Annotated in this window: 17 protein-coding genes and 1 tRNA gene; 7 read left to right on the top strand and 11 right to left on the bottom strand. The window is 35.0% G+C overall.

Features of this window, described 5'->3' with window-relative positions; all coding sequences use genetic code 11:
• Positions 1 to 2 precede the first annotated feature (2 nt).
• The 5 genes from JMA43_RS08810 to JMA43_RS08790 all read right to left on the bottom strand — a co-directional run bounded on the left by JMA43_RS08810 (position 3) and on the right by JMA43_RS08790 (position 4187).
• A complete protein-coding gene (locus JMA43_RS08810; RefSeq protein WP_342156126.1) occupies positions 3 to 575 on the bottom strand; it encodes an RNA polymerase sigma factor in 573 nt (190 codons plus the stop codon).
• Between the two features lie 150 nt (positions 576 to 725).
• Positions 726 to 1430 (bottom strand): lycopene cyclase domain-containing protein, encoded by a 705-nt coding sequence (locus JMA43_RS08805; protein ID WP_342156125.1) that lies wholly within the window; start codon positions 1428 to 1430, stop codon positions 726 to 728.
• Entirely contained in the window at positions 1430 to 1879 is a 450-nt protein-coding gene (locus JMA43_RS08800) for a beta-carotene hydroxylase (protein WP_342156124.1), read from the bottom strand. The genes JMA43_RS08805 and JMA43_RS08800 overlap by 1 nt, the downstream gene beginning before the upstream one ends.
• On the bottom strand, positions 1876 to 2727 hold the full coding sequence (locus JMA43_RS08795; protein WP_342156123.1) for a phytoene/squalene synthase family protein: 852 nt from the start codon (positions 2725 to 2727) through the stop codon (positions 1876 to 1878). The genes JMA43_RS08800 and JMA43_RS08795 overlap by 4 nt, the downstream gene beginning before the upstream one ends.
• Entirely contained in the window at positions 2724 to 4187 is a 1464-nt protein-coding gene (locus JMA43_RS08790; protein WP_342156122.1) for a phytoene desaturase family protein, read from the bottom strand. The genes JMA43_RS08795 and JMA43_RS08790 overlap by 4 nt, the downstream gene beginning before the upstream one ends.
• Before the next feature lie 301 nt (positions 4188 to 4488).
• Between JMA43_RS08790 and JMA43_RS08785 the strand changes: the two genes are divergently transcribed.
• Positions 4489 to 9294 carry a choice-of-anchor L domain-containing protein gene (locus JMA43_RS08785; protein ID WP_342156121.1) on the top strand — a complete coding sequence of 1602 codons (4806 nt, stop codon included), beginning with the start codon at positions 4489 to 4491 and terminating at the stop codon, positions 9292 to 9294.
• A 30-nt stretch (positions 9295 to 9324) separates the two neighbouring features.
• Here JMA43_RS08785 and JMA43_RS08780 read toward each other — a convergent pair.
• Positions 9325 to 9398 (bottom strand) — tRNA-Arg (locus JMA43_RS08780).
• A gap of 102 nt (positions 9399 to 9500) precedes the next feature.
• Here JMA43_RS08780 and JMA43_RS08775 point away from each other — a divergent pair.
• The 6 genes from JMA43_RS08775 to JMA43_RS08750 all read left to right on the top strand — a co-directional run bounded on the left by JMA43_RS08775 (position 9501) and on the right by JMA43_RS08750 (position 13764).
• Positions 9501 to 10133, top strand: a complete 633-nt coding sequence (locus tag JMA43_RS08775; RefSeq protein ID WP_342156120.1) for a Crp/Fnr family transcriptional regulator — start codon at positions 9501 to 9503, stop codon at positions 10131 to 10133.
• 87 nt (positions 10134 to 10220) lie between these two features.
• Complete coding sequence (locus JMA43_RS08770; protein WP_342156119.1) at positions 10221 to 10778, top strand: YeeE/YedE family protein; 558 nt, start codon at positions 10221 to 10223, stop codon at positions 10776 to 10778.
• A gap of 9 nt (positions 10779 to 10787) precedes the next feature.
• Complete coding sequence (locus JMA43_RS08765) at positions 10788 to 11201, top strand: DUF6691 family protein (protein ID WP_342156118.1); 414 nt, start codon at positions 10788 to 10790, stop codon at positions 11199 to 11201.
• 4 nt (positions 11202 to 11205) lie between these two features.
• The gene (locus JMA43_RS08760) at positions 11206 to 11997 is read left to right on the top strand and encodes a sulfite exporter TauE/SafE family protein (RefSeq protein WP_342156117.1); all 792 of its coding nucleotides are present in this window, start codon (positions 11206 to 11208) and stop codon (positions 11995 to 11997) included.
• A 70-nt stretch (positions 11998 to 12067) separates the two neighbouring features.
• On the top strand, positions 12068 to 13468 hold the full coding sequence (locus JMA43_RS08755) for an MBL fold metallo-hydrolase (RefSeq protein ID WP_342156116.1): 1401 nt from the start codon (positions 12068 to 12070) through the stop codon (positions 13466 to 13468).
• A gap of 80 nt (positions 13469 to 13548) precedes the next feature.
• Entirely contained in the window at positions 13549 to 13764 is a 216-nt protein-coding gene (locus JMA43_RS08750) for a YgaP family membrane protein (RefSeq protein ID WP_342156115.1), read from the top strand.
• Here JMA43_RS08750 and JMA43_RS08745 read toward each other — a convergent pair whose 3' ends face one another.
• The 5 genes from JMA43_RS08745 to JMA43_RS08725 all read right to left on the bottom strand — a co-directional run bounded on the left by JMA43_RS08745 (position 13765) and on the right by JMA43_RS08725 (position 17500).
• A complete protein-coding gene (locus JMA43_RS08745; protein WP_342156114.1) occupies positions 13765 to 14040 on the bottom strand; it encodes an ATP-dependent Clp protease adaptor ClpS in 276 nt (91 codons plus the stop codon).
• A 15-nt stretch (positions 14041 to 14055) separates the two neighbouring features.
• The gene (prmA, locus tag JMA43_RS08740) at positions 14056 to 14889 is read right to left on the bottom strand and encodes a 50S ribosomal protein L11 methyltransferase (RefSeq protein ID WP_342156113.1); all 834 of its coding nucleotides are present in this window, start codon (positions 14887 to 14889) and stop codon (positions 14056 to 14058) included.
• Positions 14890 to 14978: 89 nt separating this feature from the next.
• Positions 14979 to 15728, bottom strand: coding sequence for a triose-phosphate isomerase (gene tpiA / locus JMA43_RS08735; RefSeq protein WP_342156112.1), 750 nt, complete (start codon positions 15726 to 15728; stop codon positions 14979 to 14981).
• Between the two features lie 104 nt (positions 15729 to 15832).
• Positions 15833 to 16927, bottom strand: coding sequence for a BT_3928 family protein (locus tag JMA43_RS08730; RefSeq protein WP_342156111.1), 1095 nt, complete (start codon positions 16925 to 16927; stop codon positions 15833 to 15835).
• Between the two features lie 27 nt (positions 16928 to 16954).
• Positions 16955 to 17500, bottom strand: a complete 546-nt coding sequence (locus JMA43_RS08725; protein WP_342156110.1) for a DUF1599 domain-containing protein — start codon at positions 17498 to 17500, stop codon at positions 16955 to 16957.
• Positions 17501 to 17588: the final 88 nt, after the last annotated feature.

The following is a 17588-nucleotide window of genomic DNA, read 5'->3' as shown; positions in this document are numbered from 1 at the left end:
AATTACAGTGTGTTGTATATTTCAATTAAACGTCCTTTTGCTCTATTCAATCGCATTTTTACTGCGCTACTTCCTAAATCTAATACTTCTTGAATTTCTTTAATTGATAAATCATCTTGATATCGCATAAGCAATATCATCTTGTCGTTGGCTTCTATTTGCTTTAAAGCTTGGTCGAGTTTTTTTGATTTCATTTGATAAATATTTTCATCTGAAATCTCTTGGTAATCTTCCGATTCGCTTGGCAATTCATCTGTTAAAACAAACTTATCTTGCCTTTTATTTAAATTTCTTTGCACATAATTTACGCAGAAATTATAGGTAAACGAATACAACCATGTAGAAAACTTAGCGTTTCCTTTATAGGTTTTCAGCTTTAAAAATAAATTTATAAAAATGTCGTGGGTTAAGTCTTGTGCCTCTTCGGTTGCTCGTGTAAAACTGAGACATTTATTATACACAACTTCCGAGTACCTATCGTAAAGAATAGCAAAAAGATGCGTGTTGTTTGTCGCTACAATTTTTGCAACAAGTGTTTCATCATCTATGTTATTATCTACGTGTGTTTCTGCCAAAGTTGTATAAAATTAGGCCATAGCCCCTCCAAAATATTAGACACAAGAAGTCAAAAATGGTCACCTTTTATTTGTAAGAAAAGGGAAATAACTTCTTGAATAAAGTTATATATTTTTTTTACACGGCATAAATTATTTCATACAAATATACTAGGCTTTTCTAAAATGTAGTTTCGCTTTAAAATATTCGAACAACAAAACACTAGTGTAAAGCATTGAAAAACAATAGAAAAAATCTTCCACAGGAATTGTCCCTACCCTTAAACCTAGATTTTCTGCGTTGTTGTAATACACCACTGGAGCTTCTGTAAACGAACCTGTAAGCCAAGAATTGACTAAAAGAAACGGAAGTAAAATTATTATAAATGACAAGATATAACGTTGAAATGTCTTAAACCGAAAACACAATTGCAACAACATTACTACAGCGAAAAGTCCGAAGCTACAAAGCGTGTAAATTTTATCAGTATTTGTAAAAGCTATGCAAGCACTCGATACAAATAAAATTAAGCTGATATAAAAACTTGTTTTAGCTGAAAGTTTTGGTTTAGGAAAAAAGTATAAAAGTGCGTAGTGAATAAAATTACTTGCATAAGGAATCAATAAAAAAAACACCCATTCTTCAATAGGAAGATGCAAAAATTCAACACCAATTAAATACGTACTATTAAAACCCCAAACGCCGTGAATGGTGAAAAAAACATCCCAGGCTACAAAGCATAAACCTACAATAAAAATAGCTGTAAAATAAGGTTTCCAATACTGAATAAAGTACAAATGCTTCCGCTCAAAACTGTATAAAAACGGAATGAGGAAACTAAAAATATCTAATAATAAATACAACGATTTTTCCACTACATCTTAAAGTATTTCTTCGGAACAAAAAGCATCCCGAAGCATTCTCCATCTTCTTTTCCTAGATGTTTATGATGAATTTTATGTGCCTTTCTAAGTCCTATTAAATACTTATTATTGGTTCGTTTAAACCATTTAAAACGTTGATGAATCAATACATCGTGCACTAAAAAGTAGGCAATTCCGTAAAATAAAATTCCCAGCCCGATAAAAAACAAAAAGTTAATTCCGTTTCGAGTTCCGAAGTAAAAAAGTAAAATGCTAGGAATGGCAAAAATCACGAAAAAGAAATCGTTTTTTTCAAAAGCATGAGGATATCCAGGTTGATGGTGGTCGTCGTGAAAATACCACATAAAACCATGCATTACATATTTATGTGTAAGCCACGTTACCGCTTCCATCAAACAGAAAACAAGTAGCGTAAGTATAATGTAAAACACAACAATCATATCTGGATGTTTAAACTTTTCTGTACGTAAATTCGAGAAAACAACATTAACTTTTCGAGGTTGTTAACACGTATTCGCTTTTTAAACAACAATTCCGAATCGGTTTTTTTAATTTTCTTGAACAAACTCGTGTAATAAAGATACGCAAGGTAAACGGCAAAACGCGAGGTTAGCGGTAATTTTTTTATACCTTTTATCGCTTCTTGAAAATCGGTTTTAATATCTTCTTCGATGGTTTCTTTATCGGCTAAGGTAAAACGTTGAAAATCTACATTTGGAAAGTACGTTCGGTTTAACTGATGAAAATCGGCACTTATATCTCTTAAAAAATTCACTTTCTGCAAAGCCGAACCAAAGCGTTGCGCCGAAGGTTTTAAAGCCTCATAGTCTGTTTGATTTCCTTTTAAAAATACTTGCAAACACATTAACCCAACTACCTCAGCAGAACCATAAATGTATTTTTTATATGCTTCGGAATTTAAATCGCTCATCACACCCAAATCCATATACATCGATTCTAAAAACGAATCTACTAAATGTTGCGGAATAGCATAGTTTTTTTGAGTTTGACAAAACGCTTGAAGTATAGGGTTTAAAGAAATACCTTGATACAATGCCAAATGATAATCTTCAACAAAGCGGTCTAGTAATTTTTTTCGATCGTGCTCATGAAACGTATCTACAATTTCATCTGCAAAACGAACAAAACCATAAATATTATAGATGTTTTCACGAATTTCTGGAGCTAGAAAAAGTATGGAACGCGAAAAAGACGAACTGTACTTCTTTGTTACCATTTTGCTTGTTTCGCCACATACATGTTGATAAAGGTTGTAGTTGGTTGTCATAGGTTTTTCTTTTTTATGTAATTGCTAACAATTTTTCCTGAAATTAATGCTGGAGGCACACCCGGACCAGGCACTGTAAGCTGACCGGTATAAAACATATTGTCGATTTTTTTGTTTAAAATCTTTGGGCGCAACACCGATGTTTGCCATAAAGTATTCGCCAAACCGTAAGCATTTCCTTTGCACGAATGGTATCGCGACTTAAAATCGGTTACTCCAAACGATTTTTTAAATACAATTTTATCTCTTAAATTTTGTCCTGTACACTGCTCAATTCGGTTTAAAATTATGTCGAGATAATAATTGTGCATTGCCGTGTCGTCTTCAATATCTACAGCTACGGGAATTAAAAAAAAGGCAGTAGACATCCCTTCTGGCGCCAAAGATTTATCTGATTTTGACGGGAAATTTGCATAGAAAAGCGGATTTGTAGGTGCGCATTTTTTATCATAAATTTCTCTAGCATGCACTTTAAAATCGGTATCAAAAAACAAATTATGATGCTCTAAAAAATCTGCATCACCCTTAAAACCAATATAATACAAAAACGAAGAAGGTGCAAAAGTTTTCTTATCCCAATATGTGTCCGAATAGTTCCTGAAAGTCTCTGGCAACAGCTTTTCGGTATGAGCATAATCGGCTCCAGAAACTAAAATATCGCAATGAAAAATATTTGTTTTCGTTTGCACACTACTCATTTTATAAGACTTTACATCTACCGATAACACTTCTTGATTTGTATGATATTTTACACCCAATGACTTTCCTAATGCAACCATCGCATCAACAATTATATGCATCCCACCTTTTGGATACCACGTGCCAGCACCAAAATCGGCATAGTTCATAAAGTTGTAAAAAGCTGGAGTATTTTCGGGTTTTGCTCCTAGAAACAACACCGGGAACTCCAAAATGCTCTGTAACTTTTTATTTGCTGTTATTTTTTTTACTTCTGAAGAAATATTACGGATGAATAAGTTCAACTTAGAAACTGTTTCTGAAGTAACTAATTCGAGTATTGAAAGTCCGGGTTGATACACCAATTCCCCCATAGCAACATCATAATTCTCTTTCGCCTGTTTAATAAAAGCTTCTAACCGCTTTCCACTCCCCTTATCAATCTCTTCAAACGTTTTTACAATATTTGATAAGTTATCACCAATTGAAACAAAGTCGTTTTCACCAAAGTACACATTATATGCCGGCGATAATTTTTCCAACTCATAATAATCTGAGACTGATTTTCCGAAGTCGTTAAAAAAGCGTTCAAAAATATCGGGCATCCAATACCATGAAGGTCCCATATCAAATTTAAAACCCTCAGCTTCTAAAACAGAAGCACGCCCTCCTAACTGCTCATTCTTTTCAAGTACAGTTACATTTTTTCCTTGTTGCTGAAGGTAACAAGCCACTGCTAGTGAAGAAAAACCCGAACCAATAATTACTACATCTTTCTTCATAAAAGTATTTAACTTTTTTTTGTTTAATCTTTTCAGTATAAAATTAAACAAAATATTCAAACTAACACTATGTACTCTTGTAAATTTAACATTAATATTTAAGAGAAAACAGAAACACCTCAAATAAATACAAATGTTAAACCACTGAATATCAGTGATTTTTATTTGTTTTAAATGTAAGAATTAACTACATTAGATTATATTTTTTATCCTACAAATTACCCCTTTGTAGCATACAAACCTGTACCAACCTAATCTTAACAGGATGAATGCAAAGTGGCTATTATTTCTACCTATATTTTTGTGCACAACAATAAGTACTGCACAGCAAATAACTATTGAAGAAACGCCATCGGTAAACGACTTAATTAATGAGCAATTCATTAACGGTTGCATCCAAGTAAGTAACGTTAATTCTCCTGTAAACGGCAGTATTTCTAACATAAATAGCTACGGATATTTTACAAACACCAATACTTCTTTCCCTTTTTCCGAAGGAATTGTAATCTCCTCTGGAAACATTCACGAAATTGGAGGCGGTATTAACACCAAACTTTTAAGCGCGGGAGATACAAATTGGGGCGGTGATGCAGATTTGGAAGCCATTACTGGAGTTACGCAAACTTATAACGCCACCACTATTGAGTTTGAATTTATTGCGAGCACCAATACCATTTCTTTTAATTACATTTTAGCTTCCGAAGAATATTCAAACTATTTCCCGTGTGAATATTCCGATAGTTTTGCCTTTCTCATCCAACCCGCAGATGGCTCGGAACCTTATCAAAATATCGCAGTAATTCCTGGCACCAATACTCCTATTGCTACCAACACAATTCGGCAGGAAATAGTTGGACAATGCGAAGCGTTAAACGAACAATATTTTGAAGGTTACAACATTGGCGACACCAATTACAACGGTCGCACAGTTCCATTAACGGCTACGGCGACTATCGAACCCAACCGCCCGTATCGCATAAAATTAATTGTTGCCGACCAAAGAGATACGCTTTTAGATTCGGCTATTTTTATTGAGGGAAGTAGTTTTAATACTGTGGTCGATTTAGGTCCTGATATCAGTTCGTGCGCGAATAGCATCGAGCTTCAAGCCGTTGTTGACAGCCCAATAGCTACTTATCAATGGTTTTTAAACGACGTTTTACTTCCCGAAACTACTGCTACCATAACTGCGACTGCACCTGGTGGGACCTATAAAGTAATTTCAACAATTCCGCTAGGGTTGAATTCTTGTATTACTGAAGACGAAATTCTAGTTGAACTTGGCACAGAGCAAGCTACAACGCCCCTAACAGATTTTATCCGTTGCGATGAAGATAACGATGCTTCCGAAGTATTTGACTTAACCGAAAAAAATCCAGAGGTTATTAATTCCGTAGGAAATACTGGTAATTATCAAATTTCGTATCACCTTTCAGCAGAAAATGCTACGCAAAATAACAACCCTCAAACCCAATTTACACTTACAAATAATTCACAAGAAATCTTTGTTCGCATTGAAGACCTAGACAATGGTTGTCTCGCTTACAATCACTTTAATTTAATACGTTCTCCGTTGCCCGAAATTAAAAACAATGCAGTAACTGTAAGTAAATGCGACACCAACATTATGGGGTTTGAAGTTTTTTATTTAGATGAAATTACTCCGATGCTGATAGATGAAAATGAAAACATTGTTGTAACATATCATGAAACCCAAACAGAAGCGGAAAGTGGAATTAATGCTTTAAACCCGACATATATTAATTATCAAAGTACAAAAACACTGTATGTACGCATCAGAAATACAATTTCGAAATGTTTTACAACTACCGAAGTTACCTTAAACATCGATAGAGGTCTGCTACTTACCGAAACCGTACAAAGTGTAAATAGTTGTGACCCCGATTTGGATGGATTTGCTACTTTTAATTTAGTTGAAATTGCCAAACCAATATTGGACGGCCTAAGCAATGTTACTGTAAGTTATCATTTAACAACCAACGATGCTTTGGCGAATCAAAACCCGATTTTAAATCCAACCAACTTTACTAATACAAGACCTTTTCAGCAAATAATTTATGTTAGAATTAAAGAGTTGAATTCTGATTGTGTTTCGCTAGCGTATTTACGACTTTTTACCAACAGACTTTTAACCGAAACCAACTTAAACCCTTATTATCTCTGTGATGACACAAGTAGTGACGGAGTAGAAAATTTTGATTTATTAGATATCGAACAAACAATTGCAGGCGTTATTAACAATCTAGAAGTAGATTTTTACCTCACAGCAACCGATCGAGATTCAAATACAAATCCAATCGACAAAAATGTTCCGTTTACCAATACCCAAAATCCGCAAACATTGTATCTATCCTTACAGTCTGATGCCTGCGCTGAAAACGAAGAAATTGAAATAGGCGTAAGTCCAAATATTACAATAACGCCACTTGCCGACCAACAGATTTGTGATGATGATCAAGATGAAAGAACACAAATAAACTTAACGCAATTTAGCACCCATTACAACCAAGGAAACCCGATACAATTGGTTTCGTATTACACAAGTCAAAGTGATGCTGAAGCTGGAGAAAACAACATTCGTACGCCCAGTATTTTTGAAAATACTCAAAACCCACAAACCATTTATGTTCGGGTGTTTGATGTAGTAAGTAAATGCGAAGCTTTTGATAGTTTTCAACTAAACATTCAAGCTGTGCCAATTACGCAATCGCCAACCGATATCAATATTTGTACAACAGATAATAGCGATACTGCTATCGTAAATCTACAAAGTAAAATTAACGAAATTATTAGCGATCCAACCAACTATTCGATTCAGTTTCACAATACTTTAGCTGATGCTGAAAACAACACAAATAGCATTCAAACTCCTGATAGTTTTGAAACAGAAGCAACAACTGTTTTCATCCGGATACAACATTCTGCTACGGGTTGTTTGCGTATTGTTCCGCTTACTATCAACATTTCAAATCAACCCATTACAATTCCTATTTCCGATTATACTTATTGCGATACAGACCTCGATGGTATTGGCGAATTTATCTTCCGCAGTAAAGACAACGAAATCCGAAACAGTCAGAATGAGCTACAAATAATTTATTATACTTCTCTTGAAAATGCTGAAAACAGAACGAACGCTCACAACAAAGATGTCCCGTTTTTCAACACAACAAATCCGCAAACTATTTATGCACGTGTTGAAAATATAAACAACCAAAACTGTTTTGAAATTGCGCCTTTTAATTTAGTTGTAAATGAAGGTCCAAAGTTTAATCCTCCAACCGATTTGTATGTTTGCGACGATGCAACCAACGACGGACAAGAAATTTTTAATTTAGCTGAAGTTGAAAATGAAATCCGAAATGGTTATCCTGATTTGGTCTCGGTAAGTTTCCATGAGGAAGAAGAAAATGCTAGTTACAACAGCAATCCGCTGTCATTTAACTATACTAATAATGTAAATCCGCAAACTATTTTTACGCGTATTGAAGCTTCAAACGGATGTACTCAAATTGTGGAATTTGAATTAAATGTAATTTTAACAGGGTTAATAAATACGCCCATTCCGATTAATGCTTGTGAAACCGATCAAGATGAAACAACCACTTTTGACCTTACCGATCAAAACATCGATATTTTAGGAATTCGGCAAAATAATGTAATTCTTAATTATTTCACTTCAGTAAACGATGCCGACGCTAACACAAACCAAATAAGCACTCCAGAAACGTACACAAATACTACAAACCCAGAACTGGTGTACGTTAGAGCGACAAACACCAACACAAATTGTTATGCCATTGTACCGCTAGAACTCAATGTTTCTAGTCCGCCTAAACTAAAAAACTTCAGCCGAATAGCACTTTGCAAAGACATAAACAATGTTGTTAATTTAGCTGAACTAAGCACTCAAATTGCCGAAGTTCCTTCCGAAGTAGAAATCTTATATTTTAGTACAAATACCGATGCGGAAAACGAACGTAATGCCCTCCCCAATAATTTCATTCCGACAGCAAATTTACAAACGCTCTATGCTAAGGTTTTTGATAAAGTTTCTCGCTGTTTTGCCATTACGAGCTTTGATATTCAGTTATTAGAAAAGCCTACTTTTAATACGCCTCCAGATTTAAAAGCATGCTCTAACAACGCCCAAGCAAACTTCGATTTGAGTCTCCAAAGCTCCGTAATTCAAGGTCCTGCTCCTCGATCACAGCAAATTAGTTATTTTACTTCGGAAGAAAATGCCTCCATGAATTTAAATCCGATTACCACTTCTGAACTTTCAAATTATCAAATCAACACTGAAACGGAAATTTATGTTCGACTAGAAAATCCATTAACAGGATGCTTTGTAACTACTTCCTTCAAATTAATTATTGAGAATCCACCAGAAATCCCAATTGATGATGTTATTTTAAAATGTGAAGATATCGCCAATATTACTGTTGATGCAAGCACTGGGACTGCTGGAGAAACCTATTTATGGTCTACAGGAGCTACCACGGCTTCAATTACCATACAAAATACAGGCCATTACTGGGTAGAAATACAGTATCCTCTTGGTTGTAGCAGTACAAAAAACTTTAGTGTTGAAACTTCGGAAGTCGCATCGATAGTTAATATTGAAACTATTAGCCTTACAAACGACAATAGCATTACTGTTCATACTAGCGGAAGTGGTAATTATGTTTTTTCTTTAAATGATGGTCCTCCGCAAACGAGTAATATTTTTAACAACGTTCCAACCGGATATCATACTGTAACCGTTGAAGATCTTAACGGCTGTGCTACCATTGCGCAAGAACGAATTTTAATTTTAGGGTTTCCAAAATTTTTCACTCCAAATGGAGATGGAATTCATGAAACATGGCACCTTACAGGAGCAACTACCCTAGCTATTGCAACTGTTAGAATTTTTGACCGCTACGGAAAACTTATAAAAGTATTACATGCCTCCGATCCTGGTTGGGATGGTACTTACAATGGTAAACACATGCCCGAAACCGATTATTGGTTTACCGCCGATCTGGCTCACAATGAAGATTTACTAGTTGCTAAAGGACATTTTAGTTTAGTGAGGAAATAAAAAACCCTGCAAGTGATGCAGGGTTTTTAGTGACCTCGGCAGGATTCAAACCTGCAACCTTCTGAGCCGTAATCAGATGCGCTATTCAGTTGCGCCACGAGGCCGTTTCGACATTTGTTATTACTCAAATGCGGGTGCAAATATAATATTTTTTATTAAAAACTCCCCAACAATTTTAAAAAAATATAAAAGCTTATTTTTACTTCATGAAAAACACGTTGCAACAACAATTTGGCTATCTCTTCAACGAAACCATTTTAAACGAGCTAAACACCATCGGACAAACTAAACAATACACTAAAAACGAGATTATTATGGATGTTCACCAAGAACTCACCGCAATCCCGTTGGTTATAAATGGTAGTATTAAAGTACTTCGAGAAGACGAAAATGGCAACGAACTCCTCCTCTACTTTTTAGAAAAAGGAGATACCTGCGCGATGTCATTAACATGTTGTCTTAAACATGCCAAAAGTAAAATTAGAGCGATTGCCGATACCGATGCCGAAATTTTGTTTATCCCATCAGAAAAAATGGAAAAATGGTTTAATACCGAACCTAGTTGGCGTAATTTTATTTTACAAAGCTACCAAATACGCTTTAATGAAATGCTCGAAACCATCGACACACTTGCTTTTTTAAAAATGGACGAACGGCTTGAAAAGTACCTAACAGACAAAGTAAAAGTTCAAGGCGATACCACTTTACAAATTACCCACCAAGAAATTGCAGAAGACCTCAACACTTCTCGTGTAGTTGTTTCCAGGCTTTTAAAACAACTAGAAAATCAAAATATTATAAAACTTTCCCGAAATAAAATTGAAGTTTTAAACTTCTAAACAGCCATAAACTTTTCCGTAGGTAACATTGGTTACACAGTTTTTCACAAAGCAAATTACCTTTGCAATTAAATAATCGTTCAAAAAATGGAATTTATATTACAACCATGGCCGTGGTATGTTACAGGGCCACTCCTCGCATTCGTCATGTTTTTACTCATTTACTTCGGAAAAACATTCGGGATGTCATCCAACCTTCGCACTTTTTGTACAATTGCTGGCGCTGGTAAAAAGAGTGAATTTTTCAACTTCGATTGGAAATCTCAAAAGTGGAATTTAATTGTGGTTTTAGGCGCTGTAATTGGCGGATTTATTGCTCACTTTCTTCTTTCAAACGAGACAAACATCCAACTAAACCCTCAAACAATTACAAAACTTGAAACTTTTGGTTTTGAAAATATCGGAAAAACTTTAGTACCTTCAGAAATTTATAGTTGGGATGCGGTTTTCTCTTTTAAAGGAATTGCAATTCTCATTATTGGTGGTTTTTTGGTTGGCTTTGGAACGCGTTACGCTGGCGGTTGTACTTCTGGCCACGCCATTACAGGTTTGAGTAACCTTCAAACTCCTTCTTTAATTGCTGTAATCGGCTTCTTTTTAGGCGGATTATTAATGACACATTTTATCCTTCCTTTAATTTTTTAAACTGAAAATATGAAATACATAAAATTTTTATTGACAGGTATTTTCTTCGGAATTGTTCTCGTAAAATCAGAAGCAGTATCATGGTATCGAATCTTTGAAATGTTCCGATTTGAATCTTTCCACATGTACGGAATTATCGGAAGTGCTGTCATCACAGGAATCATCTTGATGCAAATCGTCAAATCAAAAAAAATGAAAAATATTGAAGGAACTACCATTCAACTTCCTTCAAAAGAAAAAAGTATAACTCGCTATTTACTAGGCGGTTTCTTATTCGGACTCGGTTGGGCGCTTGCTGGAGCCTGCCCTGGCCCAATGTATATCTTGGTCGGAACCGGGGTTTTCTCTATGTTAATTGTTATTATTGCAGCCGTTTTAGGAACTTTTACCTACGGATTATTAAAAAACAAACTCCCTCACTAACCTCATGGATATAATTTTTGGATATTTTGGAGCACTTTTTATCGGACTCATTATTGGTTTACTCGGTGGTGGCGGCTCTATTTTAACCGTTCCGCTATTGGTATATCTATTAGCGTACAACCCTGTAGTTGCTACTGCATATTCGCTTTTTGTTGTTGGAACTTCCTCATTGGTTGGTGCCGCGCAAAAATTCAAACACGGAAATGTAGATATCAAAACAGGACTTGCATTTTCTTTTCCATCATTTATAGCGGTTTATTTATCAAGACGTTTTTTGGTGCCAAGCATTCCTTATGAAGTCTTTAGTATCAACAACTTTGTTTTCACAAAAGACATGCTTATTATGGTATTTTTTGCCATTATCATGCTTATTGCATCAATCTCCATGATAAAAAAGCGGAAAAAAAACCTGAAAGATTTACAAGAAAAACAACCGTATTATAAAACATTTATTCAAGGTCTTGCCATTGGAATTATTACAGGTTTAATTGGTGCTGGAGGAGGTTTTTTATATGTTCCTGCACTTGTTTTATGGGCTAATTTGCCTATGAAAAAGGCCGTTGGAACTTCACTTGTAATCGTAAGTTTTAACTCTTTGATTGGTTTTACTGGAGATATGCAAACGCTTCAGATAGATTGGAAATTTCTTGGAATATTCACAGCACTTACCATTTTAGGAGTGTTACTCGGTGGCCGACTTTCAAACAGAATTCCTAATCAAACTTTGAAAAAAGGCTTCGGATATTTAATCTTACTCATGAGTTTTTATATTCTTCTAAAAGAACTTTACCACTAACCTTATGTTACTTTAGTCACACTTCAAACCGAAGTTGTTTTGTATCTTTGAAATCCAAATTGATAATACTATGAAAATAGAACAAATATATACTGGATGTTTAGCTCAAGGGGCTTACTATATCGAATCTAAAGGAGAAGTTGCCATCATCGACCCTTTGAGAGAAACAGCTCCTTATCTAAAGCGCATCGAAAAAGAAAATGCTACCATTAAGTACATTTTTGAAACGCATTTTCATGCAGATTTTGTTTCTGGACATGTAGATTTAGCCGAAAAAACAGGAGCAACAATTGTGTATGGTCCTAATGCAAAAACGAGCTATAACAGCTATCAAGCTAAAGACAACGAAGAGTTTAAATTGGGCGATGTTACCATTAAAGCGCTTCATACTCCTGGACACACTTTGGAGTCTACCACTTATTTATTGATTGACGAAAACGGAAAAAATCATGCAATCTTTACGGGAGACACACTGTTTTTAGGCGATGTTGGTCGTCCAGATTTGGCTATAAAACAAGATATCACCAAGGAAGATTTAGCAGGAATGCTTTTCGAATCTTTACGTAATAAAATTATGCCACTAGCAGACGATGTTATTGTTTATCCTGCACACGGGGCGGGTTCTGCCTGCGGAAAAAACTTAAGCAAAGAAACTGTCGATACCCTAGGAAACCAAAAGAAAACAAACTACGCGCTACGTGCCGATATGACAAAAGCTGAGTTTGTAGAAGAAGTTTTAGACGGAATTATGCCTCCGCCACAGTATTTCTCAAAAAATGCAATGCTCAACAAAGAAGGATACAGCACTTTTGACGATGTTCTTGAAAAAGGCGACGTACCACTTTCTCCTGAAAAGTTTGAAGCGATTGCAAACCAAGAGGGAGCTTTAGTTTTGGATGTTCGTACGCAAGATGAGTTTTTAAAAGAACACATTCCGAATTCAATTTTTATCGGACTCAATGGTTCGTTTGCACCATGGGTAGGCGCTCTAATTACCGATTTACAACAACCTATACTTTTAATTGTTCCTGAAGGGAAATCGAAAGAAGCGGTTACCAGACTTTCAAGAGTTGGCTATGATAATACGTTGGGATACCTTGAAAACGGACTCGATAGTTGGAAGAAAGCAGGAAAAGAAGTAGCTTCGATAGATTCTATTACTGCGGAAGAATTTGAACAACAATACAACGATACCCTAGCTATTTTAGACGTTCGCAAGCCTGGAGAATTTGAAGCAGAACACTTAGAAAAAGGTGTGAGTTTTCCACTAGATTTTATCAACGAGCAAATGACAGATTTGAATAAAAACAAAAAATACTTTATTCATTGCGCTGGAGGTTACCGTTCTGCAATTGCAGCTTCAATTCTAAAAGCTAGAGGATATAATGATTTGGTAGATATAAAAGGTGGTTATGGAGCTATTAAAAATACAGCTATTCCGAAGACTACTTTTAAATGTCCAAACTCCTAATAAAAAACAATTTTCGTCAAGCTAAGAACTTTAGTTTGACGAAAATTACTTTAAATAAATCTATATAAATCGTATTTCTTTTGAAGAAAAACATAGGGCAAAAAGACAAACTTATTCGTGTAGTTATTGCTTTTGTAATAGCACTACTCTTCTATTTCCAAATTATAAGTGGACTCTTTGGCGTTGCCTGTATGCTTTTTGCAATTGTTTTGTTATTGAGTTGCTTATTTAGGTTTAGCTTGGTTTACAAATTATTTGGCTTCGATACCAATAAAGAAAATAATCAAAGAAACTAATTAAACAATCTCGGCACTTAATCCTGCCTGTAATAATTTAGAGCATCGAGGCTTTAAATCGTCGTAATCGCCTGTTTTTACAGTACATTTCCCTTTGTAATGCACAATAATAGAACATTGCTCGGCTTGCTCTGGAGTATGGTCACAAGTAGCAACAAGCATATCGATTACATAGTCAAACGTATTTACATCGTCGTTATAAAGTACAATTTCATTTTGCTTAACAACGTCTTCTTTAAGCAATACTTCTTCTAATAATTCTTCTTTCGTACTCATATTCAGTATTTTATACTAATTTATAAATTTTACTGCAACCCAATGGTTCTTTTCTAAATTTTCAACAAATTTTAACGAAAATGCTTCGCATTGCTTTTGAATTTGCGGAATATCATCTTTGTAAAAACCACTTAAAAGCAAAGTCCCTCCTTCATTTAAACACTTTGCATAAGTAGGAATATCTTCTAATAATATATTTCTATTGATGTTGGCAATAATAACATCGTAATTTTTACCTTCAAGTAAAGACGCATCTCCTTCTAAAACAGTAATATTTTTACAATTGTTACGCTCTACATTTTCTATGGAATTAAGGTAGCACCAATTATCAATATCTATCGCATCAATTTTGGTTGCACCCTCCTTTTCAGCTAAAATTGCCAAAACGCCAGTACCGCAACCCATGTCTAGTACTTTTTTATTTGTCAAATCGTTTTTCAGTAAAAACTGAATCATCATATGTGTTGTCTCGTGATGCCCTGTACCAAAACTCATTTTAGGTTCGATAATTATATCGTACTTAGTAGTTGGTTTTTCATGAAAAGGTGCTCGTACGGTACACATTCCATCAACTTCAATCGGATGAAAATTTTTCTCCCATTCGGCGTTCCAGTTTTGTTGTTCTATCTCTTTAAATTCATAAGATATTTCAAACAAATCGCTTTCTAAAATTTGGATTTCATCTAGAATGTTAGCATTCCATTCTTCCTTCTGAATGTACGCAACAACTCCATTTTCATTTTCTACAAAACTTTCAAATCCAGCAAACCCCAATTCGGCTATTAAAATTTCATTGCCTTGCTCGGTTGGAGATACTTTAAATGTGTATTCTAAATATATTTGGTCCATAGCTATTTCTTAAAAGACTAAAAAAACAAAGTCGAAAACTGTACAAAAATACAACTTTTCGACTTTGTAATGTATATGTTTTTCTTTGCTTATATAGCCTTGATTATTCCGATAAAATCTTCAGCCTTTAAAGAAGCGCCACCAATTAAACCTCCGTCAACATCTGGCTTCGAAAAAATTTCCTCGGCATTGGTTGGCTTTACACTTCCGCCGTAAAGAATAGAAATACTATCTGCCAATTCTTGAGTGTATTTATCGGCTAATGTTTTTCTGATAAATTCATGCATCTCTTGTGCTTGCTCCGGACTTGCAGTTTCTCCTGTACCGATAGCCCAAACAGGCTCATAAGCTAAAACAATATGTTTCCAAGCTACTACATCTAAATGAAACAAAGCATTTGAAAGCTGACTTTCAACTAATTTGAAATGGTTACCTGCCTTTCTGTCTTCCAACTCTTCACCGAAGCAAAAAATCACATCCATGCTATTTGCAATGGCTGTATCTACTTTTTTAGCAAGTAACGCATCATCTTCTCCAAAATAAGCACGACGCTCTGAGTGTCCTAAAATTACAGTTTTAATTCCTACACTTTGAAGCATCGAAGCAGAGATTTCTCCAGTGTAAGCCCCATTTGCCTCTTGATGCATATTTTGAGCTACCACCTCGATAGTGCTATCTTTTAAAGCTTCGTAGGCTGGGTATAAATTTGTATATGTAGGTGCTATTTTTACTTCTGCATCGGTTGCTGGTAAGCTCTTTTTTAAATCGCTGATTAAAGCTTGCGTTTGTGCAAGGTCGTTATTCATTTTCCAGTTTCCGGCAACAATTTTCTTTCTCATGCTATTTTATTATTGTGGTTGTTTTAGTTTTTCAGTACAAAAATATTAATTAGATGTCATTAAGAAGGTCTTCTTAACATCATCTTACAATTAAAGTTTAAATGTTAGTTTTTAAACTTAAAATCGTGTGCATCTTTAAAATGTAGTTTTTGGGTAATAGTGCCTTTTTCCAATTCCAACAGTGCAGGATTGGAACGCACAATGGTTTTTACAGTTGTTAAATCGCAAAAGTAAAAATCGATATCCAAGTTGTATTTCGATTTAAAAGGTGCCAGTTGCTCAACGTTTGATGCCGACAAACCAATAACTTTGTAGCCTTTCGACTTTGCTTCTCGTTCAACTTCAGCCACAGCTTCTAGTCCATTTGTGTTTGCTTCTTCTATATTTCGAGAAACTACAACCATTACCCTATCCCAACTCAAAATTTCGGCAGTATAGTCGGTTCCATCAAGCTCCATCGTAAAATCGTGAATTGGCGGTTCGTATCCCTTCTGCACTAACGTAGTTTGTACATCTACAAACTCCCCATCGACAGTTGGATAATCACCTTCGGTACTAATAATTTTTTCTTCGCCATCAACCTTAAACTTCCAATCGTACTGGTATACGGCTTCTGGCGCTCCTTCTGGCACCTCCATTCCTTCTAAAATGTTTGCCCCAATTTTATACGGACGGAAATCTACTACTGGTAAATGATTGTACACATAATACACATAACCAGCACTAAAAATAAGTGCTAAAAATGTAGCAAACCCAGCAAAACTAAACTTGTTTATATATTCTTTTTTGAAGAATAAAATTAAAATAAGCAGGAGTAAAACCACGTCTTTAGAAAACGATTCCCACGGAGTTAATTTTATGGCATCTCCAAAACACCCGCAATCGGTTACTTTATTGAAATAAGCCGAATAAAAGGTTAAAAATGTGAAGAAAACTATCATGAGTAGCAAACTCCAAACGGTAAATTTTCTTTTAAATCCAACGAGTAGCATCACTCCAAGTACGGTTTCAAAAATCACTAAAAAAATAGCAATAGCAAGTGCGTATGGAGTTAGAAAATCTAAATTTAAAACACTCGGACTAAAATATTCTTCCAACTTAAACGAAAACCCAACAGGGTCGTTTAACTTGATGAGTCCGCTAATAATAAATAAAACTCCAACAAAAATTCTTGCAATAAAAACCAATACTCTACTCATTTCTACACGCTATACTTTTAATTAAACTTATTGGTTATCGATGGTTAGGTGAATCATGGCAAAAACTGCATAATTTATCATGTCTTGATAATTTGCGTCAATACCTTCACTCACTAGTGTTTTCCCTTTGTTGTCTTCAATTTGCTTTACACGCAATATTTTCTGAAGAATTAAATCGGTAAACGAACTCACACGCATATCTCGCCAAGCTTCTCCATAGTCATGGTTTTTGTTCAGCATTAAATTTTTAGTTTCTTCTACATAAAAATCATACAATTCTAAAGCTTCTTTAAGCTCTAAATCTGGCTGTTCCACCACACCTTTTTCTAGCTGAATAAGTGCCATTACGGCATAATTTATAATTCCAATAAACTCAGGAACCTCTCCTTCATCTACCTTTCTAACACTATTTTCTTGCAACGAACGGATGCGTTGCGCTTTTATAAATATCTGGTCTGTAAGCGATGGCAAACGAAGAATACGCCACGCACTTCCATAATCTTTCATTTTCTTTTCAAACAATTCTCGACAAACAGTAATTACCTGGTCATATTGTTTTGATGTATTTTGCATAAATATGGTTCTATTTTGCGTAAATTTCGCTTAAAATTTTCAATTGTTCAAAGTTAGACTTCGAAACTTTACTTTTTTGTGTTTTAAA

The sequence above is a fragment of the Joostella sp. CR20 genome (genome assembly GCF_038433465.1).
GTDB lineage: Bacteria > Bacteroidota > Bacteroidia > Flavobacteriales > Flavobacteriaceae > Galbibacter.
The sequence above is the reverse complement of the archived record's forward strand: the minus strand, read 5'-3'. Positions and strand labels throughout refer to the sequence as shown.